At 61.9% G+C, this 19,397-nt stretch carries 16 protein-coding genes; 11 read left to right on the forward strand and 5 right to left on the reverse strand.

Translation table 11 applies throughout. The annotated features are described in order from the left end of the window. Positions 1–28: 28 nt before the first annotated feature. The 4 genes from LMT64_RS05405 to LMT64_RS05420 form a co-directional block, all read right to left on the reverse strand. On the reverse strand, positions 29–2,479 hold the full coding sequence (locus LMT64_RS05405; RefSeq protein ID WP_126350804.1) for a transglycosylase domain-containing protein: 2,451 nt from the start codon (positions 2,477–2,479) through the stop codon (positions 29–31). 109 nt (positions 2,480–2,588) lie between these two features. Next, positions 2,589–2,990, reverse strand: coding sequence for a large conductance mechanosensitive channel protein MscL (gene mscL, locus LMT64_RS05410; protein ID WP_126350805.1), 402 nt, complete (start codon positions 2,988–2,990; stop codon positions 2,589–2,591). Positions 2,991–3,366: 376 nt separating this feature from the next. Then, complete coding sequence (locus LMT64_RS05415) at positions 3,367–4,857, reverse strand: DUF512 domain-containing protein (RefSeq protein WP_126350806.1); 1,491 nt, start codon at positions 4,855–4,857, stop codon at positions 3,367–3,369. A gap of 167 nt (positions 4,858–5,024) precedes the next feature. Next, entirely contained in the window at positions 5,025–5,777 is a 753-nt protein-coding gene (locus LMT64_RS05420; RefSeq protein ID WP_126350989.1) for a Sir2 family NAD-dependent protein deacetylase, read from the reverse strand. Between the two features lie 208 nt (positions 5,778–5,985). On the opposite strand from LMT64_RS05420, the gene LMT64_RS05425 reads away from it, so the two are divergent. From LMT64_RS05425 to LMT64_RS05445, 5 genes are read left to right on the forward strand one after another with little or no spacing between them, the layout of a single operon-like run. Next, positions 5,986–7,644, forward strand: coding sequence for a tetratricopeptide repeat protein (locus LMT64_RS05425; RefSeq protein WP_229253414.1), 1,659 nt, complete (start codon positions 5,986–5,988; stop codon positions 7,642–7,644). Then, the gene (locus LMT64_RS05430; protein ID WP_211334149.1) at positions 7,641–8,882 is read left to right on the forward strand and encodes an SPOR domain-containing protein; all 1,242 of its coding nucleotides are present in this window, start codon (positions 7,641–7,643) and stop codon (positions 8,880–8,882) included. Before LMT64_RS05425 ends, LMT64_RS05430 begins: the two co-directional genes overlap by 4 nt. A gap of 25 nt (positions 8,883–8,907) precedes the next feature. Continuing rightward, entirely contained in the window at positions 8,908–9,609 is a 702-nt protein-coding gene (locus LMT64_RS05435; protein WP_126350808.1) for a redox-sensing transcriptional repressor Rex, read from the forward strand. Then, complete coding sequence (locus tag LMT64_RS05440; protein WP_229253415.1) at positions 9,606–10,220, forward strand: hypothetical protein; 615 nt, start codon at positions 9,606–9,608, stop codon at positions 10,218–10,220. Before LMT64_RS05435 ends, LMT64_RS05440 begins: the two co-directional genes overlap by 4 nt. Beyond that, on the forward strand, positions 10,217–12,274 hold the full coding sequence (locus LMT64_RS05445; RefSeq protein ID WP_170165879.1) for an Ig-like domain-containing protein: 2,058 nt from the start codon (positions 10,217–10,219) through the stop codon (positions 12,272–12,274). The genes LMT64_RS05440 and LMT64_RS05445 overlap by 4 nt, the downstream gene beginning before the upstream one ends. Before the next feature lie 43 nt (positions 12,275–12,317). On the opposite strand, the gene LMT64_RS05450 is transcribed toward LMT64_RS05445, so the two are convergent. Then, positions 12,318–13,121 carry a pyruvate, water dikinase regulatory protein gene (locus LMT64_RS05450; RefSeq protein ID WP_126350811.1) on the reverse strand — a complete coding sequence of 268 codons (804 nt, stop codon included), beginning with the start codon at positions 13,119–13,121 and terminating at the stop codon, positions 12,318–12,320. A gap of 188 nt (positions 13,122–13,309) precedes the next feature. Here LMT64_RS05450 and ppsA point away from each other — a divergent pair, with 188 nt between their 5' ends. The 6 genes from ppsA (at position 13,310) to LMT64_RS05480 (ending at position 19,331) form a co-directional block, all read left to right on the forward strand. Beyond that, on the forward strand, positions 13,310–15,652 hold the full coding sequence (ppsA, locus tag LMT64_RS05455; RefSeq protein ID WP_229253416.1) for a pyruvate, water dikinase: 2,343 nt from the start codon (positions 13,310–13,312) through the stop codon (positions 15,650–15,652). Between the two features lie 63 nt (positions 15,653–15,715). Beyond that, complete coding sequence (locus LMT64_RS05460) at positions 15,716–16,432, forward strand: HNH endonuclease (RefSeq protein ID WP_126350813.1); 717 nt, start codon at positions 15,716–15,718, stop codon at positions 16,430–16,432. A 35-nt stretch (positions 16,433–16,467) separates the two neighbouring features. Next, positions 16,468–17,025 (forward strand): flavin reductase family protein, encoded by a 558-nt coding sequence (locus LMT64_RS05465; RefSeq protein WP_126350814.1) that lies wholly within the window; start codon positions 16,468–16,470, stop codon positions 17,023–17,025. A gap of 62 nt (positions 17,026–17,087) precedes the next feature. Then, a complete protein-coding gene (locus tag LMT64_RS05470) occupies positions 17,088–17,681 on the forward strand; it encodes an HAD family hydrolase (RefSeq protein ID WP_170165880.1) in 594 nt (197 codons plus the stop codon). Between the two features lie 99 nt (positions 17,682–17,780). Next, positions 17,781–18,110 (forward strand): membrane protein insertion efficiency factor YidD, encoded by a 330-nt coding sequence (yidD, locus tag LMT64_RS05475; RefSeq protein WP_407647847.1) that lies wholly within the window; start codon positions 17,781–17,783, stop codon positions 18,108–18,110. Between the two features lie 6 nt (positions 18,111–18,116). After that, a complete protein-coding gene (locus LMT64_RS05480) occupies positions 18,117–19,331 on the forward strand; it encodes an NAD(P)/FAD-dependent oxidoreductase (RefSeq protein WP_126350817.1) in 1,215 nt (404 codons plus the stop codon). The last annotated feature ends 66 nt before the right edge of the window (positions 19,332–19,397 follow it).

The following is a 19,397-nucleotide window of genomic DNA, read 5'->3' on the forward strand; positions in this document are numbered from 1 at the left end:
ATTATTTGCACAGAACTTTCAGCAAAGATTAAGGGGTGGCCTGAGGCAGCGAAGGCAAGGCTTCCTGCCACCCTTCCAGGTTCTCGCTGAGGCTCTCACCCAGATTCTCTGGCAGGGCGTCCAGTTGCTGCTGTACTTGATTCTGCAACTGTTGCTGCGCCGCCTCGCGGGCCGTGTCCAGCGCTTCCTTGGCCTGTTCCTGCACCGTATTCAGATCAGGCAGCGGCACTGTATCTAGAATCGGAAGGGATGGCAGTGCGAAAGGATCGCTGGTGTCTGCGTCTGTCGCTGGCTGCTCCTGCACTGGCTCAGGGGCTGGATCTGCCGCCCCATCACTGGACTCTTCGGGTTCGGCAGTGGGGACTTCCTCAGAATGGGCCGGCTCGGCGGGCTGTGGTTGTGGAGCGGGAGTGGGGGCAGCCTGAGCTACGGGCGGCGTCGGTAAGGGCGTCACCTGGGTTTGGGGTTGGACCTGAGTGCTGACACCACTTTCCTCAAGATCTTCGGTTCGGAATGCCATTTCCACCCGCCGCACCGTGGCAAAGGTAATGCCGGCTGGCACGGAGAAAGTCTGCGGCTCACGCCCGGCCAATATCCCACTGACTGCCCGCTGCCAGATCGGTGTAGGCACCGTACCACTGTAGGCCCAATCTGGAAGCGGCTGATTGTCCTCGCGGCCCACCCAGACGGCTCCAGCAGCGCCCGGCACCACGCCCGCAAACCACAGGTCGCGGATATCGTTGGTGGTTCCAGTTTTGCCCCCCACCGGCCAGCCGTCAATCTGGGCCAGCGTAGCCAGGCCGCCCTGCTCAGCGCTCAGGTCCCCCACCACCCCCATCAGCATATCCAGCCCCAGATAAGCCGTCTGTTCGTCCCAGACGCGAATGGCCGGGACTTGTGGACGCTGATAAACCACGGCGCCGCGTTCATCGATCACCTGCCGCACGAAGCTGGGCGGGCGATACAAGCCGCCGTTCGCAAACGCCGCATAAGCCGAGGCCACTTGCAAAGGGCTGGCCTCCAGCGTGCCGATACTGAGACTCAGGCCCAGGTCCGGCTGCACCCGGAAGCCCAGTTCGGTCAGTTTGCCTTCAAGGTTAGTCAGTCCTACTTCCTGCGCCAGCCGCACGGTGGGCAGGTTCAGTGAGTGGTCAAGGGCGTAGCGCAGTGTGACCGGATAACCCAGCCAGCGGCCATCGTAGTTCTTGGGCTGATATTCACCGTCCAGCGGAGAATCCATCACGGTATCGCTCTGCTTCCAGCCCTGCGCCAGCGCCTGCGTATAGACGAACGGCTTGATGGAACTGCCCATCTGACGGCGTGACTGTGTGGCATTGTCCCAGTCGGCGGGCCGACCGCTGCCCAATTGCTGACCGACCAGGGCCGTAACCTCACCCGTAGCCGGATCTACATAAGCCATACCCAGGGTGGCCCCTTCGGGAAGCTCGGCCTCGCGGGCAGCGGCTTCAGCAGCTCGCTGCGCATCTAGGTCCAGCCCAGTGATGATCCGCGCACTGGCATAGGCCTCCTGACGGCCCAGCTGTGCAACCAGTTCACGCTCTACGGCCTGAAGGTAGTGAAAGGCCACCTGCGGCAGTTGGGCGGGTAGATTTTCCTCCAGACGTTCTGGTTTCTCCAGCGCCGCACTACTCACGGTGCCGTCTTCGTTCCAGCCGATCCGCCAGCCTGCTGGATAAATGGGCGTACGCCAGGCCTGATCTGCCTGGGCCTGCGTGACCACTCCGTCTTCTACCATGCGTTCCAGCAGGCCGCGGGCCAACGGACGGTACTCCTCAAATGCACGGTAACGGCTGTTGGGTGCGGGAATCAGCGTGGCCAGATAGACACTTTCGGCCAGGTTCAACTCGGAAGCGGCTTTGCCGAAATAGGCGTGCGCCGCCTGGTCAATGCCCACGATGGACCGCCGCTCGGTCTTGCCCCAGTACACCACGTTCAGATAGGCCGCCAGAATCTGCTGCTTGGAGAAATTCTTCTCTACCCGGTAGGCCAGCACGGCTTCTTTGAACTTGCGCTCTAGCGTGCGCGCCGAGTTCAGATCGGTCAGTAGGGTATTTTTGACCAGCTGCTGGGTGATGGAACTGCCACCTTCCAGGTCATTGAAAAACAGACCCTTGAGCAGACCGCGCCCAATGCCGATGATGTCTAGGCCGCTGTGGGTATTGAAACGGCGGTCTTCGCTGGACACCACTGCTTTGCGCAGCGGCTGGCTGATCTCACCGAGTTCCAGCAGATCGCCGCTCATCAGCGCACCGCTGCTGAGGCTGGGAGTCAGCACTCCGATCAAGCGGTTCTTGCGGTCATAAACCCGCGTTTCGCCGCCCAGAGCCAGCAAATCCACATCCTGCACACTGGGGAGATCACGGGTCCACATCACGTATAACGCGGCAAAACCAGCCCCGGCCAGCAAACAGGCCAGGACCAGGACACCTAAAATTCGGGAAAGCCAGACTCGGCGCATGTTGGGTTTAGCCTAGCGTCCCAGAGTGAGAGGGGCGAGAAAAGGCAGGGGCTGCTGCCCCCAATAAAAAAGCCACCTCGTAGGGTGGCCCGGCTAACATCTCTTCAGCTCAGACGCGGGGGCGGCGCAGTTCGTCGCGGATTTCGGCCAGCAGTTTCTCCTCGTTGCTGGGTTCGTCTACCGGAGCCTGCTGGCCGCGCTTGAGTCGCTCGTTCATCATGTTCATGGGCTGGACCACGAAGAAATACAGCACGGCGGCCGTCAGCAAGAAGCTGATCAGGGCACTGATAAAGGAGCCGTAATCCAGCACGATGGCTTCCTGGGTCGCCGTAGCAGCACGCAGGGTGATGGCGCCAGCCACATCGCCGCCGCCCACCAGCTGAATCAGAGGCGTTAGGAACGCCTTAGTAAAGGCCTCCACCAGGCCATTAAACGCAGCGCCAATAACCACACCGACGGCCAGGTCAACCACATTGCCACGCATTACAAAGTCACGAAAACCTTTTAACATGAGCGGAAATATGTCATGAACACCACAAGATGGAATGTGAAATTCACCACATCACGAAGGCGGCAGTTTCAGCTCACTTGCTGGCCCTTTTGACCTCATGCTGCGGCCTGACGCTCCCGCTTCATTTGCCAGCCCTGACCTTTACGCACAGTTTTACGGCATTTGACAGCGTAGGGACTCCATTCCTCCCCGATCAATACACCTGGCACTGGAACCTTCAATGCTCCGCAGGAGCGAACTGCTCTAGAGACTGTCTGGAAAATCGCGGAGGTACGTCCACTTCCGGGGGTTGTATGTGAGCGGACTGGTACGGCTCCGCAGGAGAGCGAGGAGACATACAGTGGCTTGGACCTCACGGCCACGTTCCGGATGATCTCTAGGCCCGGCCCCGCTCTTCTTTGACTGCGTGGGCGCTGACACCCCACTGCGGCCCACTGCTCAGTGCGCCTTCCAGAATCACACGGGCCAATTCACCCAGGGTAGCTCCCCCAGGCCGGATATCCATCTTCAGGTCGGCGCGTAGCTCGGTAAGGCTGAGGTCGTCCAGCATCAGCTCGGTGCCGTAGCGGAGCGTCGTGGGCGGGACCAGCAACAGGTCGGCCTCACCGGGAGTCACACCATGCCGGAAGCAGCGCCCGGTCAGCAACCCCGCCACGCTGGTCACGTCCCCGAAGGTCACGTTTGGAATAGACCGTACTTCCAGATCCAACCCGGCGATCTGTCGCAGTGGTTCTACCGCCAGGTCCAGGGTAGGTGCGAACAGTGAACCCGTAGCCAGAATCACCTTCATCGGCTGCGGCAGCTCGCGGGGCAGGTCTTGCGGCAAACCCTCAGTCAGAAAATCACGCACCATCCCTACGCCGTTTTCCAGCATGGGGAAGCCCTCGTACTCCTCTTCGCTGGGCAGCGGCTCGCCGGCCAGCAGGTAAAACTCGTCACTGGGAAACACGAAGCGGGTTCCCTTTTCTTCCAAGAAACGCCGCCGCCACACGTTCAACCGCCGGATGGTGTCACGGGCCTCGTCGGCGCGGAAGGTCCGAACGTCCGGCAGATTCTTACGGTGCCCGGTCAGACCGATGGGAACCACCGCCGTGGAAATCACGTTGGGACGGCTGGCCAGATATTCCACCGTCGCGTCCAGCTCGTCGCCGTCGTTGCGTTCAGGCAGCAGCACCACCTGGGTGTACAGGTCTATTCCCGAGAGGCGCTCAATCATGCCTTTGACGTCCACAGCCTGCTCGTCTTTGACCTTCAGCTTCCACCAGTTCATGATGTCCTGGCGGAGTTCCTGGTTGGTGGTGTGGACCGAAACATACAGCGGCGAGAGGTTCTCGTTCAGGATGCGCCCAATATCGGCTTCAGTCAGGTTGGTCATGGTCACGAACGACCCGAACAAAAAGGACAGCCGGTAGTCGTCGTCCATGATGTACAGGCTCTTGCGGAAGCCACGGGGCATCTGGTGGATGTAGCAAAAATCGCACTTGTTGGCGCATTTCTTGATGCCATCGAACAGCACGTCCTCAAACTCAATGCCAGGGTCTTCCCAGCTCACGGTAAACGTGAACACCTGATCGAACTCAGGCAGCGGCGGCTGACCCACGGGTCGCCAGGTCTTGTCCTTGCCGATCCCCGGCATCCCGAACGGCACCGGCTGCAGCGCCGCCGGACGCCCGATTTCCAGCTCCACGTCGCCTTCGGTCAGGATGCGGCGGTAGGCCAGCACGTCGGTTACGGCCTGACCATTCATACGCAGCAGCATGTCACCCGGTTGTATTCCGGCCTTTTCAGCAGGGCCATACGGCTCCAGAGATTTGATGCGGGCCGGAAAAATTTCGGTGTCGGGCACGGGGAGGGTCTGAGCCGTCATGGTGGCTCCTTTCTGGCAGGGCCGGGATGGGAGAAAAAATCAGCGGGCAAGCGGGCGGAACAAGAGCCGCCAGACAATCGCAGAAGTATAGCGGGCGGACAGGCAGCGCAGTGTGAGCCGGGAGTGACTTCGGCGCGGAGCCCATAAGTCGGCTCTGGCCTCACCTCTTAACTGAGTTCATCCACGCCCTCCAGCAGCGCCGCCAACCCCTCTTCCGCTCCCATTCGCAGGCTGAGACTGGCAGCCGGAGTCAGCTCGGTAGCCTCTGGGTTGATCTCGATCACCCGCCCCCCACCCCGCAGCGTTTCCAGGGCCAGTCCCGCTGCCGGATACACCACACTGCTGGTCCCGATAATCAGGGCCACCTCCGCTTCAGCAAACGCCTGCTCGGCGGCAGCCAGTGCGTCTTCCGGCAAGAATTCTCCAAACCACACCACATGGGGACGCATGCGGTGGCCCGCTGGGGACCGCGGCGGCAGAATCAAGTCAGCGGGGGCCGGGAGACTATGAATGATGCCGGTTACCTCGTCACGGGCCTGCGACAGATTGCCGTGAAGTTCGACCAGCCGACCACCCAGGCTGCCGCTGCCGGCGCGGGCGTGCAGGCCGTCTACATTCTGGGTTGCCAGAAAGAATCCAGCCCCTTTGCGGCGCTCCAGCTCGGCCAGCCAGGTATGGCCCCCGTTAGGCTGCGCCGCAGACACGTCGCGGTAGCGGCCCGCGTACCATGCCCAGACCGTATCAGGGTCGTGGGCATACGCCTGTGGGCTGGCCAGGTCTTCGGGCCGGAACCGTGCCCAGTGGCCGCTCTGGGCCTCGCGGAAAGTGGGAATACCGCTGGCCGCACTGACCCCAGCTCCGGTCAGCACGGCGACATGGGCCGCTGACTGAAGGACTTGACGGGCGGCGGCAAGGTCCAGGGAAGCAGGGTTCATAGCGTCAGCCTAAAGCAGTTCACTGACGGGCACAGCAAATAAGGACACGTCTCCAGTCTGCTCCAACGCTTACTGGGCCGACCACCTGAGTGCCGACCTGCTTCTCAGAGACGCGAAAACATCTTCACAGATTTGTGATTTCTTGATGATAGCCTGAGCCTGATTATCCGTCACAGGAGGCTCTATGCGATATATGAAGATTTCTTACCTGACCCTGGCGCTTGGATGGAGTGCCGCCCTGCTGGGCAGTGGCTCGGCGCAAACGTTGATCGACACCTCGGCTGCCATTGGCGTGAACAACACCCTGCAGAGCATCAGCGGACCGGGCACCAATATCGTGCCACAGGTTCAAGAGCGCCTGAACGGCATCATGGAAGGCCAGCAGGCCGCCCAGGCAGGTGTCTTGGCCCCTGCTGCAGTGAGCGCTACAGGCACCCCGGCCGTCCAGCCGGAATACCTGCCGCTCACGGGCGAGCAACGCACTGCACTGCAAGGCGCCTACACCGCTCTGGAACAGGGGGGCGCCGGGGCGGCCCGCAGTGCCTTCGAAGCCCTCATTTCCCAGAATTACCGTCACCCCGAAGCCCACTTCGGGCTGGCACTGGCCCTGCTGGCCCAGGGACAGACCGAAGCGGCCCGCTTTGAGCTGGGCCAGCTGGTGCAACTGGCTCCTAACCGCTTTGAAGGCCCCTACAACCTAGGCGTGCTGGCCGTGCAGGCGGCGGACTATACGGCTGCACGTGGCTACTTTGAGCAGGCCGCTCAACTGGCCAAGACCACTGGCAACGAAGACGTACAGCTCTATGTGCTAGACGCTTTGGCCTCCGAGCAGGCGCGCGCCCAGGACTGGGCTGGCCTACGGGCCACGCTGGGCGAAATGGTCACGCTGGCCCCTGGCGATGCGGAACTGCAGCTGCGCCTGGCCCAGGCCCAAGCCCTGCTCGGCGAGGGCGTGGCCGCACTTCCCGGAGCTTATCAGGCGCTGGGCAGTGCTCAGACCCAGGTCAGCGCGGCGCTGCTGCTGGCCGATATCTATCTGGCCCAGGGCTTGCCGGAACGCGGTCTGGGAGAAGTGGACCGCGTTCTGGCGACCACCACCGACCCGGCCAGCCGCGCTCCTTTGTTGCTGCGCCGCGCTGCCCTGCTGGGCGTGGTCGGCCAGCTGGATGAAGCCGTGACGGCTGCCGCTCAGGGCGTGCGCCTAAACAACAAAGACGCTGGCGCCTGGGCCTTGCTGGGCAATCTACGCAGCCGCGCTGGGCAGACCCAGCAGGCCTTGCAGGCCTACCGCGAAGCTGCCCTGCTGGAACCGCGCAGCGCCGCCTACCGCACCGAGCTGGCCACGCTGCGCCTGCGTCTGAACCGCTACGCCGAAGCCCGCCGCGACGCTGAGCTGGCTCTGAACCTGGAGCCTGACGCCGTGAGCCGCGCCCGCGCCGAACTGGTTCTGGGCCTGCTGGACTACCGCAGCGACCGCTACGCTTCAGCCGCCAACCTGCTGCGGGCCAGCGCCTCTAGCCTGCCGACTGCCGAAACCTGGCTGTGGCTGGGACTGAGTGAATACCAGTTGGGCAACTACACCGCTGCCGCTGAAGCACTGGGCCAGAGCGTCAGCCTGGACCCTGCACCGCTGGCCCGCCTGAATCTAGGATCGGCTCTGCTGGCCTCTGGCCGGGCTGCCGAAGCCGAGGTGATCTTGCAAGCACTCGTCACAGAGACGCCTGGAAATGCTCAGGCCTGGTATGTCCTGGGACTGGCCCAGCGTGAACAGGGACGCGCAGCCGATGCCCGCCGCACCCTGGGAACCGCCGCCGAGCTGGGAAGCGCTGCTGCCCGTGGAGCACTGGAATGAGTCGCCTTCAGGGGCGCAGCCGCTGGCCTGACATCCTGATCGGCCTGGTCGTTCTGGGGCTACTCATCGGATTCGCCACGCTGCTGTTCGGACAGAATCGCGCCGAAACCACCACCGCAGTCACCCAGGTCGAAACCGCCCCAGCCATTCCGGCTGCGCCAGGCACCGCAACCACCACGACCACTCAGACCACCGAAACCACCACCACAAGTGATGAAGCCGGCGAAGAGAGTGGTGTTGAGGGTGAGGAGGAAGACGGGGAACCCAGTGTGACCCAAGCTCCCGAAGTGACGGAACCTGAGCAGCCGGATGTCGAAATTACGCCCGCACCTGCTCAAACCGAGGCGGCACCGACCATCACCGACCCAGAGCCAGCGACGAGCACCGAGCCATCCACCGAAACGACTCCTGCCCCTGCCGCCAGCGCAGCCGTGACACCGCGTCCTGGTGGCGCCGTACCGACCAGCGCCAGCCGAGTTCCCAACCGCAACGAATACCGTATCAGTCTGGGCGGCTTTGGCACTTCGGCGCAGGCTGTTCAGCGGACCGCGCAGGTGGCGGCCCTGGGCTACACCGTGTACTCCATTGACCTGGGCGATCAGGTGGTGGCCCAGGTCGGCCCCTTCGAGAACTCAGCTGCCGCGCAGCGGGCACTGGCAGACATCCAGCGGGCCTACCCCGGCGCGGCTCTCTTTGCTCCCCGCCCTGGGGCTACGGCACCTGCTCCAACTCCCGATGCTCCGGCACCTGGCACGCCGACTACCAGTGCCCCTACACCAGCACCTGCCCCACGTGCACCAGCTGCAGCACCTGTACCGACGCCACGGCCCAGTACGTCAGCTCCGACCCCGACACCGCAGCCCGCGACCCCGGCTCCAGCACCCGCTCAGCCAGCGCCCCGTCCGGCGACTCCCGCGCCAACGCCTGCTGCTCCGGCCCCCACTCAGAGCACCCCAGCGCCGGCCCAGAGCACTCCCGCGCAACCTGCTCCCACACCAGCTACGCCGGCACCGGCAGCCGCCACCGGCCCGGTTTACCTGCAAGTCGGAGCCTTCGACGACGCCGACCGTGCCCAGCAGTTGGTCAGCGATCTGCAAGGACAGGGATTCAATCCCAGCGTCAATGCGCCGGAAGGCGAGCGGGTCCGCGTCATCATCGGTCCCTTTGCGCCTAACGAAGTCGCAGGTGCCGAAGCCCGACTGGATGCCAGCGGTTACGATCATTTCCGCCTCCGCTAAACACAGAGATGAGAATGGCCTTTCTATGAAAAAAGAGCGAGCTCTGACCATCCCCTCGGCCACCGTCAGCCGCTTGGTCACCTATCTGCGGATTCTTGAGGAGCTGGAGCTGGCGGGAGAACCCAGAACCAGTTCCAGTGACCTGGCCGAACGTGCCCAGGTCACTGCTTTTCAGGTTCGTAAGGATTTGGCCTACTTTGGCCGTTTCGGGAAACGCGGGATGGGCTACTCCGTCGCCTTGCTCAAGCGGGAAATTATTGACGCCCTGGGGCTGAACCTCCACTGGCCGGTCATCGTGGTCGGCATGGGCCGCTTAGGTCACGCCATTGCCAACTTCCCGGTTGCTGCCGAATACCAGTTCGAGTACGTTGGTTTATTTGATGTCGACCCACAGGTGGTCGGAACGTCTATCGGCAATCTTCCCATCCTTCATATGAGTCAGCTTCCTTCCTTCGTCCATGAACGTGGCGTGAAAATGGCTTTCCTCACCGTGCCTCCTGAACGTGCACAGGCTACCGCTGAAAAGCTCGTCCAGGCCGGGATTACCAGCATTCTCAACTTTGCACCCATCGTCCTCAGGCCCCCACTCAGTGAAAATGAAAAAGATGTTGGTAAGACAAAGACCTGGCATAATGTGACTGTCGAGAATGTTGACTTTTTAGCGGGCATGAAGCGCCTTGCGTACTACACGCATGATCCGAAGTCACCCGCCGTGGAGGAAGTATGAGAAAAGCAAGTATGTTCCTGGTCCTCGCTCTGGGATTGACCGCTTGTAACCCTGATGGGATGGCCTTTGGGGCACAAACTCAGGTGGTGCCTGGCCTCGCCACAGCAGGCTTAATAGATCTAACGCAGGAATACGGCAAAGAAACGGGCACTTACCTCGGATACCGCTCTGAAATCACTCAACCCACGCTAAAGTTCAGCGTTGCGCCGGGTAGCCTAGGTGTTACGGTGACCAGCTATACCGTTGAGGCCCTTGACAGCGCAGGCAGCCGCTTTGGTGGCAATGACGCCAGCTATAGCCGGAATGGCTTGTCCTTCCGGGTGCCTGGCGGCTACGCTTGCCCCACCGGTGATACCGACCAGTGCGCTGGGGCCGACAAGACCGCTGTGGCCCGGCAGGTTGCCTTTCCCGATAGTGTGGCTTTGATCAAACAAGGCGTGGTGGAACAGCTCAACCAAAACTACTACGTAGCGGATGAGTGCGAGAACCTTTCCATGCGAATTTCCTTCCGTGGCTTTGATGACCTGAACCGTAGCTGGAGCTCACCGGCATTCACCAATGCCGATATCGGGACCGAATGCAACCGCGAACTTGTAGAGGAACAACCATGATCCTGCAGAAAAAACTAATGGCGGCCTTTGTCACCGTACCTTTGCTGCTGGCCAGCTGTGGGGGCGGCACTCCCGATCTGGGTACGGGCAATGGCCCTGGCTCCGGCAGCAACGGTGCACCTATCGTCAAATTCGTCAACGCTCCCACTGTGACCTCACCTAACGTTACTGTTCCGGTCCGCGTCTCGGACGATGACAAGATCACAGCGGTGGGCTGGGTCTTGGACGCTGGTACCGCCAACGAACGCCGTGGAACACTCAGTGCCGATCAAATCAGGAGCACTTTTAACCTCAGCTTCAGCGAACTGACTGCTGGCCAGCACAATCTGGTTGTGACGGCCACCGACAGCATGGGCAAACGCACCAGCGCCACTTACAGCTTTACCGTAGACGCTACAGCTCCCACCTTGAGTAGTGTCATGGTCAACGGCAAACCTGTGCAGAATGGTGGGACCGTGACCCTCGCCACCGATGTGCCCATGCAGGTCAGTGTTACGGCCAAAGACAATACGGGCACCGCGCTCATCCAGCTGTTCCAGGGCAATACCTTGCTGGGAGAAGGAAGCGGCACCCTGAATGCCGAAGTGATTCCTCCAAGCGCGGGAACGTTCAACTACACCGTGCGGGTGACAGACCGGGTAGGCAACGTGACTGAGCAGGCTTTCACAGTCACTTACTCCGGTACTTCTACCGAGTTGCCCGCGCCTCAACCGATCATCCGCATCAATAATCTTGATGACGCTCCTTACAGCGACATCCTCAGTGTGACGGTATCGGCCGGTCTGGCCGCTGGCGCTGAAATTGACCGTGTCATCCTCGAAGTGACAGATGCCCGCGGTATCGTAGACACCACCACCTATGTCGCCAACAACGAGAACCCCACCTTCAGCATTGATACGACCAAGTATCCCGATGGGAATCTAACCTTGCGGGCTGTTGCGGTAGATACTGCAGGCAAGCGTGGCACCAGTTCAAACCTTGTGACCACCGTTAAAAACAACATTGCACCTACCCTGTCCATCGTCTCTCCCAGTGACGGCGGTGTGGTGCGCGGACCAACCACCATTACCGTACAGCTCAAGGAAGAGAACACGCCTGTCACATTGGGAACCCAGGAAGTGACCTTGGAGATTTTCGACGAGCGCGGTCAATTGGTGACCACCCGTCAAGCTCCTCTGCGCCAGTCCAGCCGTGGACTGTGGCAGGCCAGCACTACCGTGGACTTTACGGACGCCCAGTTTGTGGTTACGGATTACACCATCCGTGCCTCATTGGACGTGACCTTACAAGGTGAGAACTTCACCCGCACGGTAGAAGACACGGCCAACGTCACCAATAACATCCGCTCTACCGAGGCTCCAGCGCTGAACATCCTGATGCCAGCTTTCTATGGTGAGCTGGGAGTGGAACGCCCCGTCCTGAGCCGGAGGAGCGCCGTGGCCCTCCAAATTTCGGACAGTGACGCTATTGCGGCAGCCCTACTGACCTTTACCTGTGACACCACGGTGGTTTCGGACTGCACGAGCAAGGCCAACTCTGCGTCCTACCAGTATCAGATTCCGGTTGGTGGAGCTGGAGTGCATCAGCGCCTGCTGAACATCGGCTTCCTGATGGACGGTCAGCCGCTGCTGCCCAACGGTGCTTATGTGATGCGCCTGACCGCCCGTGACCAGGCGGGGAACGAGAACACCCGCGAAATGCCGGTCACGGTGGACCGCGGAGTGGCTGAGATTGTGGGGCTGGATCCAGCAGAACCTACAAAGGGAGGTGAAGACCCAAAGAGTAAGTTCACTCCCCCTTCTGCATCCTGGACACTGACTGGAAACCGGATTAACCCTGTGCGCGTCATGACCGTTGTTTACAACAGCAATGACGAAGAGCTCGGCTTCTTGAACTCATCCATTGTCAAACCAGAGCAGTCCATTAGCTACGGGCGAACCTTCATTGCAGAGGGCGAGTACGCAGCTGGCTTCCTTGTTCAGGATCTGGTGACTGGAGCAGTAGAATACTTCCCATATAACGATTACGCCGTTTTCGTTCAGCAGCAGCAATGAGTCGTTAAAAAGACACGGGCGCAAATGCCCGTGCTTTTTGCCTTTAGCGCAAATAGTTCAAAATCCCCGATGCGATTTCCTCCACGCTAGAGCTGGTGGTGTCCCGCACGGGGATTTTCCATTGCGCATACAGCCGCTCGGCGCGGCGCACCTCGTACTCGCACTGTTCCAGACTGGCGTACTGGCTGCCCGCCTTGCGCTGGGTGCGGATGGCGTGTAGCCGCCGGGGATCAATCGTCAGGCCGAACAGCTTGGCGCGGTGGGCTTCCAGGGGCCGGGGCAGGCTGAGTTGCTCGAAATCGTCTTCGGCCAGCGGATAGTTGCTGGCGCGAACCCCGTGATTAAGGGCCAGGAACAGACTGGTCGGCGTCTTGCCTGCGCGAGAAACCCCGACCAGAATGACATCGGCGAGGCCATACTGCTTGTCGCCCACACCGTCATCTGTCGCCAAGGCAAAATCCAGCGCCTCCATGCGGCGCAGATAGCCCTGCTGATCGGTCATGTCGTGAAAGCGGCCTGGTAAACGGGTCGCCTGGCTGCCGAATTCGGCTTCTAGGCGGTCCACACTCTGGCTCAGCAGATCAAAATGAACTGCCGGAGCCTCGCGCAGCCACTCCAGCACCTCCGGCACAGTGATGGTGGTAAACAGCAAGGGGCGCGGCTCTTGTTCAGCCAACACGGCCACCTCGTGCGCAACGGCCTGCGCCTTGTCAGGAGTATCCACGAAAGACCGGAGCGCGTAGGTCAGGTCCTCGTCTGGAAAGTGCGCCAGCAGGGCGCGGGCCATGTTTTCGGCGGTGATTCCAGTGTGATCGGAAACCACGATGACGTGCCTGGGAAGGGTCATGCTCTAGGCTAGCGTAGGCCATGAGCCGCAGGTCCAGAGTCGCGGGATAACGGGTCAAGTGCTTGTCAGCGCTTGGGCTAGAATAGGGCCGAGTCACACTACTCAAATCATCAATTCAACCTACTTTCCGGCTGTCAGCAGGTTCAGCTAGCCTACTTCTGGCCCGAAACATGAGGAGACTACTCGCTATGGATATGATTCGCCCCTTTGAAACCCTGCAGATGACCGATGTCGAAATTGTCGGCGGCAAGAACGCTTCTATCGGTGAAATGATTCAGGGGCTGGCCGAAGCCGATGTACGCGTACCCGGCGGCTTTGCGACCACCGCCGATGCCTTCCGGCTCTTCCTACGCGAGAACGGCATTGAGGAGCGGATCAATGATCGCCTGAGCGGCCTGGACGTGAACGACGTGGCTGAGCTGGCCCGCGCCGGAGCCGAAATCCGCACCCTCGTGGAAGAAGCTGCGCTGCCTGCGCCGCTGGAAGCCGCCATCCGCGAAGCTTATGCGGGCCTGGGCGACGAGGTGGACGTGGCCGTGCGCTCCTCCGCCACTGCCGAGGACCTGCCCGAAGCCAGCTTCGCGGGCCAGCAGGAAACTTTCCTCAACGTGCGCGGCATTGACGATGTCCTGAAATACGTGCGGCTGGTGTTCGCCAGCCTGTACAACGACCGGGCCATTTCGTACCGCGTCCACCAGGGCTTCGAGCACTCCGAGGTGGCGCTCTCGGCGGGCGTGCAGCGGATGGTCCGCACTGACCTTGGCGTCAGCGGCGTGGCCTTTACCCTGGACACCGAGAGCGGCTTCCGTGACGCGGTGTTCGTGACCTCCTCGTACGGCCTGGGTGAAATGGTGGTGCAGGGCGCGGTGAACCCCGACGAGTTCTTCGTGTACAAGCCCGCACTGGCCCAGGGTAAAAAAGCCGTGATCCGCCGCACGCGCGGCAGCAAGCAAAAGAAAATGATCTACGCCGACGCGGGCGGGGTACAGACGGTGGATGTGGACGCCGCCGAGCAAGCCGCCTTTTCGCTGAACGATGAAGACCTGCACGAGCTGGCCCGCCAGTGCGTGACCATCGAGAATCACTATGGCCGCCCGATGGACATCGAGTGGGGTAAGGACGGACGCGACGGCCAGATCTATATCCTCCAGGCCCGCCCGGAAACAGTGCAGAGCCGCGCCGGGCGCACCCTGGAACGCTTCGAGATGAAAGAGCAGGGTGAGGTGCTGGTTGAGGGCCGCGCCGTGGGCAACCGCATCGGCGCAGGCGTGGTGCGGGTGGTCAGCGACCTGAGCCAGATGGAAAGCGTGCAAGAAGGTGACGTGCTGGTGGCCGACATGACCGACCCCGACTGGGAACCCGTCATGAAGCGGGCCAGCGCCATTGTGACCAACCGGGGCGGGCGCACCTGTCACGCCGCCATCATCGCCCGCGAGCTGGGGATTCCAGCGGTGGTGGGCAGCGGCACGGCCACCCGTGACCTGCAAAGCGGCCAGGAGGTCACCGTCTCCTGCGCCGAGGGCGACACCGGGTATGTGTATGCGGGCCAGCTGAACTTCGAGCTGAACCGCGTCGAGCTGGACGCCATGCCCGAAGTCGGCATGAAAATCATGATGAACGTGGCCTCGCCGGACCGCGCCTTTTCCTTTGCGGCGCTGCCGAATGAAGGCGTGGGCCTGGCCCGCGTGGAGTTCGTGATTTCCAACGTGATCGGCATTCACCCCCGCGCCCTGCTGGACTACCCGAATGTGCCGGACGACGTCAAGGCCCTGATCGAGGAAAAGACCGCCGGCTACGATAGCCCGCGCGACTTTTTCCGCGAGAAACTGGCCGAAGGGGTCGCCAGCATCGCCGCCGCCTTTGCGCCCAAGCCGGTGATCGTGCGCCTGAGCGACTTCAAGAGCAACGAGTACGCCCACCTGATCGGCGGGGGAAGCTACGAGCCGACCGAGGAAAACCCCATGATCGGCTTCCGGGGCGCCAGCCGCTACCGCAGCGACGACTTTGCCGAAGCTTTCCGCCTGGAGTGCGAGGCCATGCGCCAAGTGCGCGACGACATGGGCCTGACCAACGTGCAGCTGATGATTCCCTTTGTGCGGACCGTGGCCGAGGGCGTGCGCATCCTGGACATCCTGCGCAGCAATGGCCTGAAGCAGGGCGAGAACGACCTCAAGGTCATCATGATGTGCGAAGTGCCGAGCAACGCCATCCTGGCCGATCAGTTCCTGGAGCACTTCGACGGCTTCTCGATTGGGTCGAACGACCTGACGCAGCTGACCCTGGCGCTAGACCGCGACTCGGGACTGGTGGCTGATATGTTCGACGAGCAGAACGAAGCCGTCCTGAGCCTGATGAGCATGGCAATCAAGGCCGCCAAAGCCAGGGGCAAATATGTGGGCATCTGCGGTCAGAGCTCCAGCGATCACCCCGCGCTGGCCCAGTGGCTGATGGATCAGGGCATCGATTCGGTCAGCCTGAACCCCGACAGCGTGTTGAGTACCTGGCTGCACCTGGCGGGTGAAGGGCGGTAATCAGCGAGGTGTCAACTGGCCCCTGCCCGTGATGGGTGGGGGTTTCTGATTTGAGGGTGAAACATGTCATACGAATGGCCGTCCGAACAGTTTGAGTACGCCCTAGCCAACATGCGCCTGACGGACACCAACCGGCGGGTATTGCAGGCTTTCTTAGATGCGCCTTCGCATACGCTCACCGCTCACTCGCTGGCCGAAGCCGCCGCCCTGCCTGGAGGATGGAGTGCAGCGAACCTGCGCATAGGCGAACTCTCCCGCAAGTTTGCGTCCACGCTGGGACCGCTTCCGAATGCAGATGACGGTGATCCCCACTGGTGGCGCTACGTCGCTACTGGAAAGTGGCAGGATGGCCGTTTTTATTGGACGTTACGCCCACAATTGAAGGCCGCACTGCTGGGGCTGGGTTGGCAGGCGGCAACTGGCGTGGTCAGTGAGTGGGGCGAGGTTCCGGCCGCGCAAGCCCAGACCTACGCAGAAGGCGCAGTTCGGCGGGTGTATGTTAACGCCTACGAGCGCAATCAGGCCGCCAGAGCCGCTTGCTTGGATCATTACGGACACACCTGCCAGGTGTGCAAAACCGATCTAACCCAGGTGTACGGCGAGGTCGCGCGGGGGTATCTGCAAGTCCACCACCTACGCCCACTGGCTGACTTGCAGCGAGAATATGAGGTTGATCCGGTCAGGGATCTCCTTCCAGTCTGCCCCAACTGCCACACCATGCTGCACCGGCGAAGCCCGCCGTACACGCCGGAAGAACTGCGGCAGCTGATGGGCCAGTGAGTCCCTGACTTCCTCTCCCCACCTTAAAGTGAGCCATGCTCAGCGAAACGTCCGCAGATTTTTTTGGCTACTATCCCGGCACCGTGGCGCTGGTGACGGCAATCTATCAGGGTCAGCGCAACGTGATGGCGGCAGGCTGGCACACCGCCCTGAGCAGCGAACCGCCGCTCTACGGCGTAGCGATTGGCCGGGAGCGGGCCACCTATGGGCTGATTGCCGCCAGCGGCGAGTTTGGCGTGAACTTTGTGCCTGCCAAGCAGGCCCGCGCCATTCAGGGCGGCGGCGTGCTGAGCCTGCACGACGGGGCGGACAAGTTCGCGGCGCTGGGCCTGACCCCGCTGCCGGAGCAGCCGCTGGCACTGCGGGAGGCGTATCTGGCCTACCACTGCCGCCTCACGGCCACGCTGCCGGTAGGCGACCACGACCTGTTTGTGGGACAGGTGCAGCGCACGCACTTTGACCCCGCGCAGTACGACGAGCGGCGGCTGTTTGTCGGGCAGGCGGCCATTTACCTGGGCCGCAGCGAATACGTGACAAGTGGGGCGGCGCGCCAGAGCTTTCCGCCGCAGCTGTACCGCCCGGAGGAGGGGTGAAAAACTTCCAGACCGCTGGCCTCACGGTCCGTAAGCGCCTGCGTCCGGTTAGACTGACCGCCGTGAATCCAAAGACCCAGATTCTGCTGCTGGATGTGGACGGCGTGCTGATCGAGCTTCCAGACTTTTACTGCTCGCGCTTTGAATCCGGGCCAGTCCGCGAGTTTTTCGCGGGGCCGTTCCAGTCCGCGTCCACTGGCCAAAGTGATTTGCTGGACCATCTGCCTGACTTTATGGACCAGATAGGCCGCGAGGGTACGCCACAGGACTTTTACCGCGAGTGGCTGGACTACGAGAACCGCCCACACACGCCGATGCTGGACGCCGTACGCGAGTTACGCACTCTGGGCTGGCGGATCTACCTGGCGACCAATCAAGAAGCACACCGTACCGCTCACTTGCTGCGCGAGTCGGGGCTGGAAGAACTGGTAGACGGCCATCTCGCGAGCTACGCGGTGGGGCACCGCAAGCCAAGTGCCGCATACTACGCTGCCGTGACCGAGCAATTGGGGAAGCCACCCCAGGACGTCATCTTCTGGGATGACAGTGCAGAAAATGTGACGGCAGCGCGGGCCGCTGGTTGGCAGGCGCGACTGTTTACCGATGTGGCCAGTTTCCGGCAAGCCATGGAACTGGATGGGACAGCGCAGCTTTAAGCTCCCCACTTGGTCCCCATTGGGCCGCATCCCCAGCCTTTGATAAACGCTCACTTCGCGCAGAATCTCCGCTCTGAGCTTAAACTGCGGAGCATGACCATGCGTGTGCATCCTGCTCCCAGCGCCGACCGGCTGGCCTTGGAAGCCATCCGTCTATATCAGCGTTATCTCTCCCCCTATAAGGGCTTTCGCTGCGCGTGCGCCGCGCTGCATGGCGGTGAAAGCTGTTCGGCAGCGGTGAGTCGGATCATCCGTACTCAGGGCCTCAGGACAGGCCAGGCTGACATCGCCGCGCAGTTCCGGCAGTGCCGCGCCGCCCACGACGCCATTCTGCACGGCGCACCACTGGCGAGGAGCGTCTCCCCACAAGCTGGAATGCGCGGCGTATTCTGCTGTGGCCCTATTCCCATTCCCTTCCGGTGCGGCTGAGCATCTGTGGATCTACGTGATGGACGGGCCTTCTGGCCGACCGACAATGGACTGATTCAGACCTACCCGCCTCTGCGCGCTGATACGGCTGTGGATGTGGCAGTCATTGGCGCAGGGATCACCGGAGCGCTGTTGGCCGACGCCCTGACCCACGCGGGCCTGAGCGTGGCGGTGCTGGACCGGCGGGATGTGGCATCCGGGTCAACCTCGGCCAGTACAGCGCTGCTTCAGTTCGAAATTGACACCAACCTGCACGAGCTGCGGGACATGATCGGACAAGGCCCGGCAGACCGTGCCTATCACCTCTGCCGGGACGCTATAGATCTGGTGGGGGAACTTTGCCGCCAACTGCCTGATGGCTGCGGCTTCGGGCGCAATGGGAGCCTGTATTACGCCTCATTACGCCGGGATGGCCGGATGCTGGAACGTGAGCAACAGGCCCGCGAGGAAGCTGGGCTGAACAGCGAGTACCTCAGTAGCCGAGAACTGTACACCCGCTTTGGCATCAAAGCTCCAGCGGCTCTCTTTACCCCGGACGGCGCCGAGGTTGACCCTTACCGATTGGCACACGGCCTACTGGCCCGAGTGGCACAGCGTGGCGGCCTCATCACTGACCGCACCACGGTCACCCAGTTGGAAGAGGGGCGCAGCAGTTGGACCCTCCACACCGACCGGGGACCGAAAGTGCAGGCCGGCTGGGTCATTGTCGCCACTGGCTACGAAGCCGAGCAGTTTCTGGGACACCGCCTGGCCAGGCTCAAGAACTCGTATGCGCTGGCTACAGAGCCGCTGGCCGAAGATACCGAACTGTGGCCTACCGGCTGCCTCATCTGGGAAACGGCCCGGCCCTATCTGTACGCCCGCACCACGCCGGACCGCCGCATCATTATCGGCGGCGAGGACGACCCCTTCCACTCGCCTGAGCGACGTGAGCGCCGATTGAAGAGTAGAGCCCAGCGCCTGCACAAAGCATTGGGCCAGTTGCAACCCCAGCTCGACACTGAAATCGCCTTCAGCTGGGCTGGCACCTTCGGGGAGACGAAAGACGGGCTAGCGTACATTGGGCCGCAGCCGGGAAAAAAGCGGTTGCTGTTCGCTTTGGGCTACGGTGGCAACGGCATTACCTACAGCGTGCAGGCAGCGCGGCTGCTGACCGCCCATATTCTGGGCGCCGACGCTCAGGACCGGGCAGACCTGAATATCTTCCGCCTGGACCGCTGAGGCTAAAGTCTGCCCAGGTAAAGGAATGGAGATGGCCGCGTCTCCATTCCTCTACCTGGGCAGGGC

This window comes from Deinococcus radiophilus, assembly GCF_020889625.1.
Lineage (GTDB): Bacteria > Deinococcota > Deinococci > Deinococcales > Deinococcaceae > Deinococcus > Deinococcus radiophilus.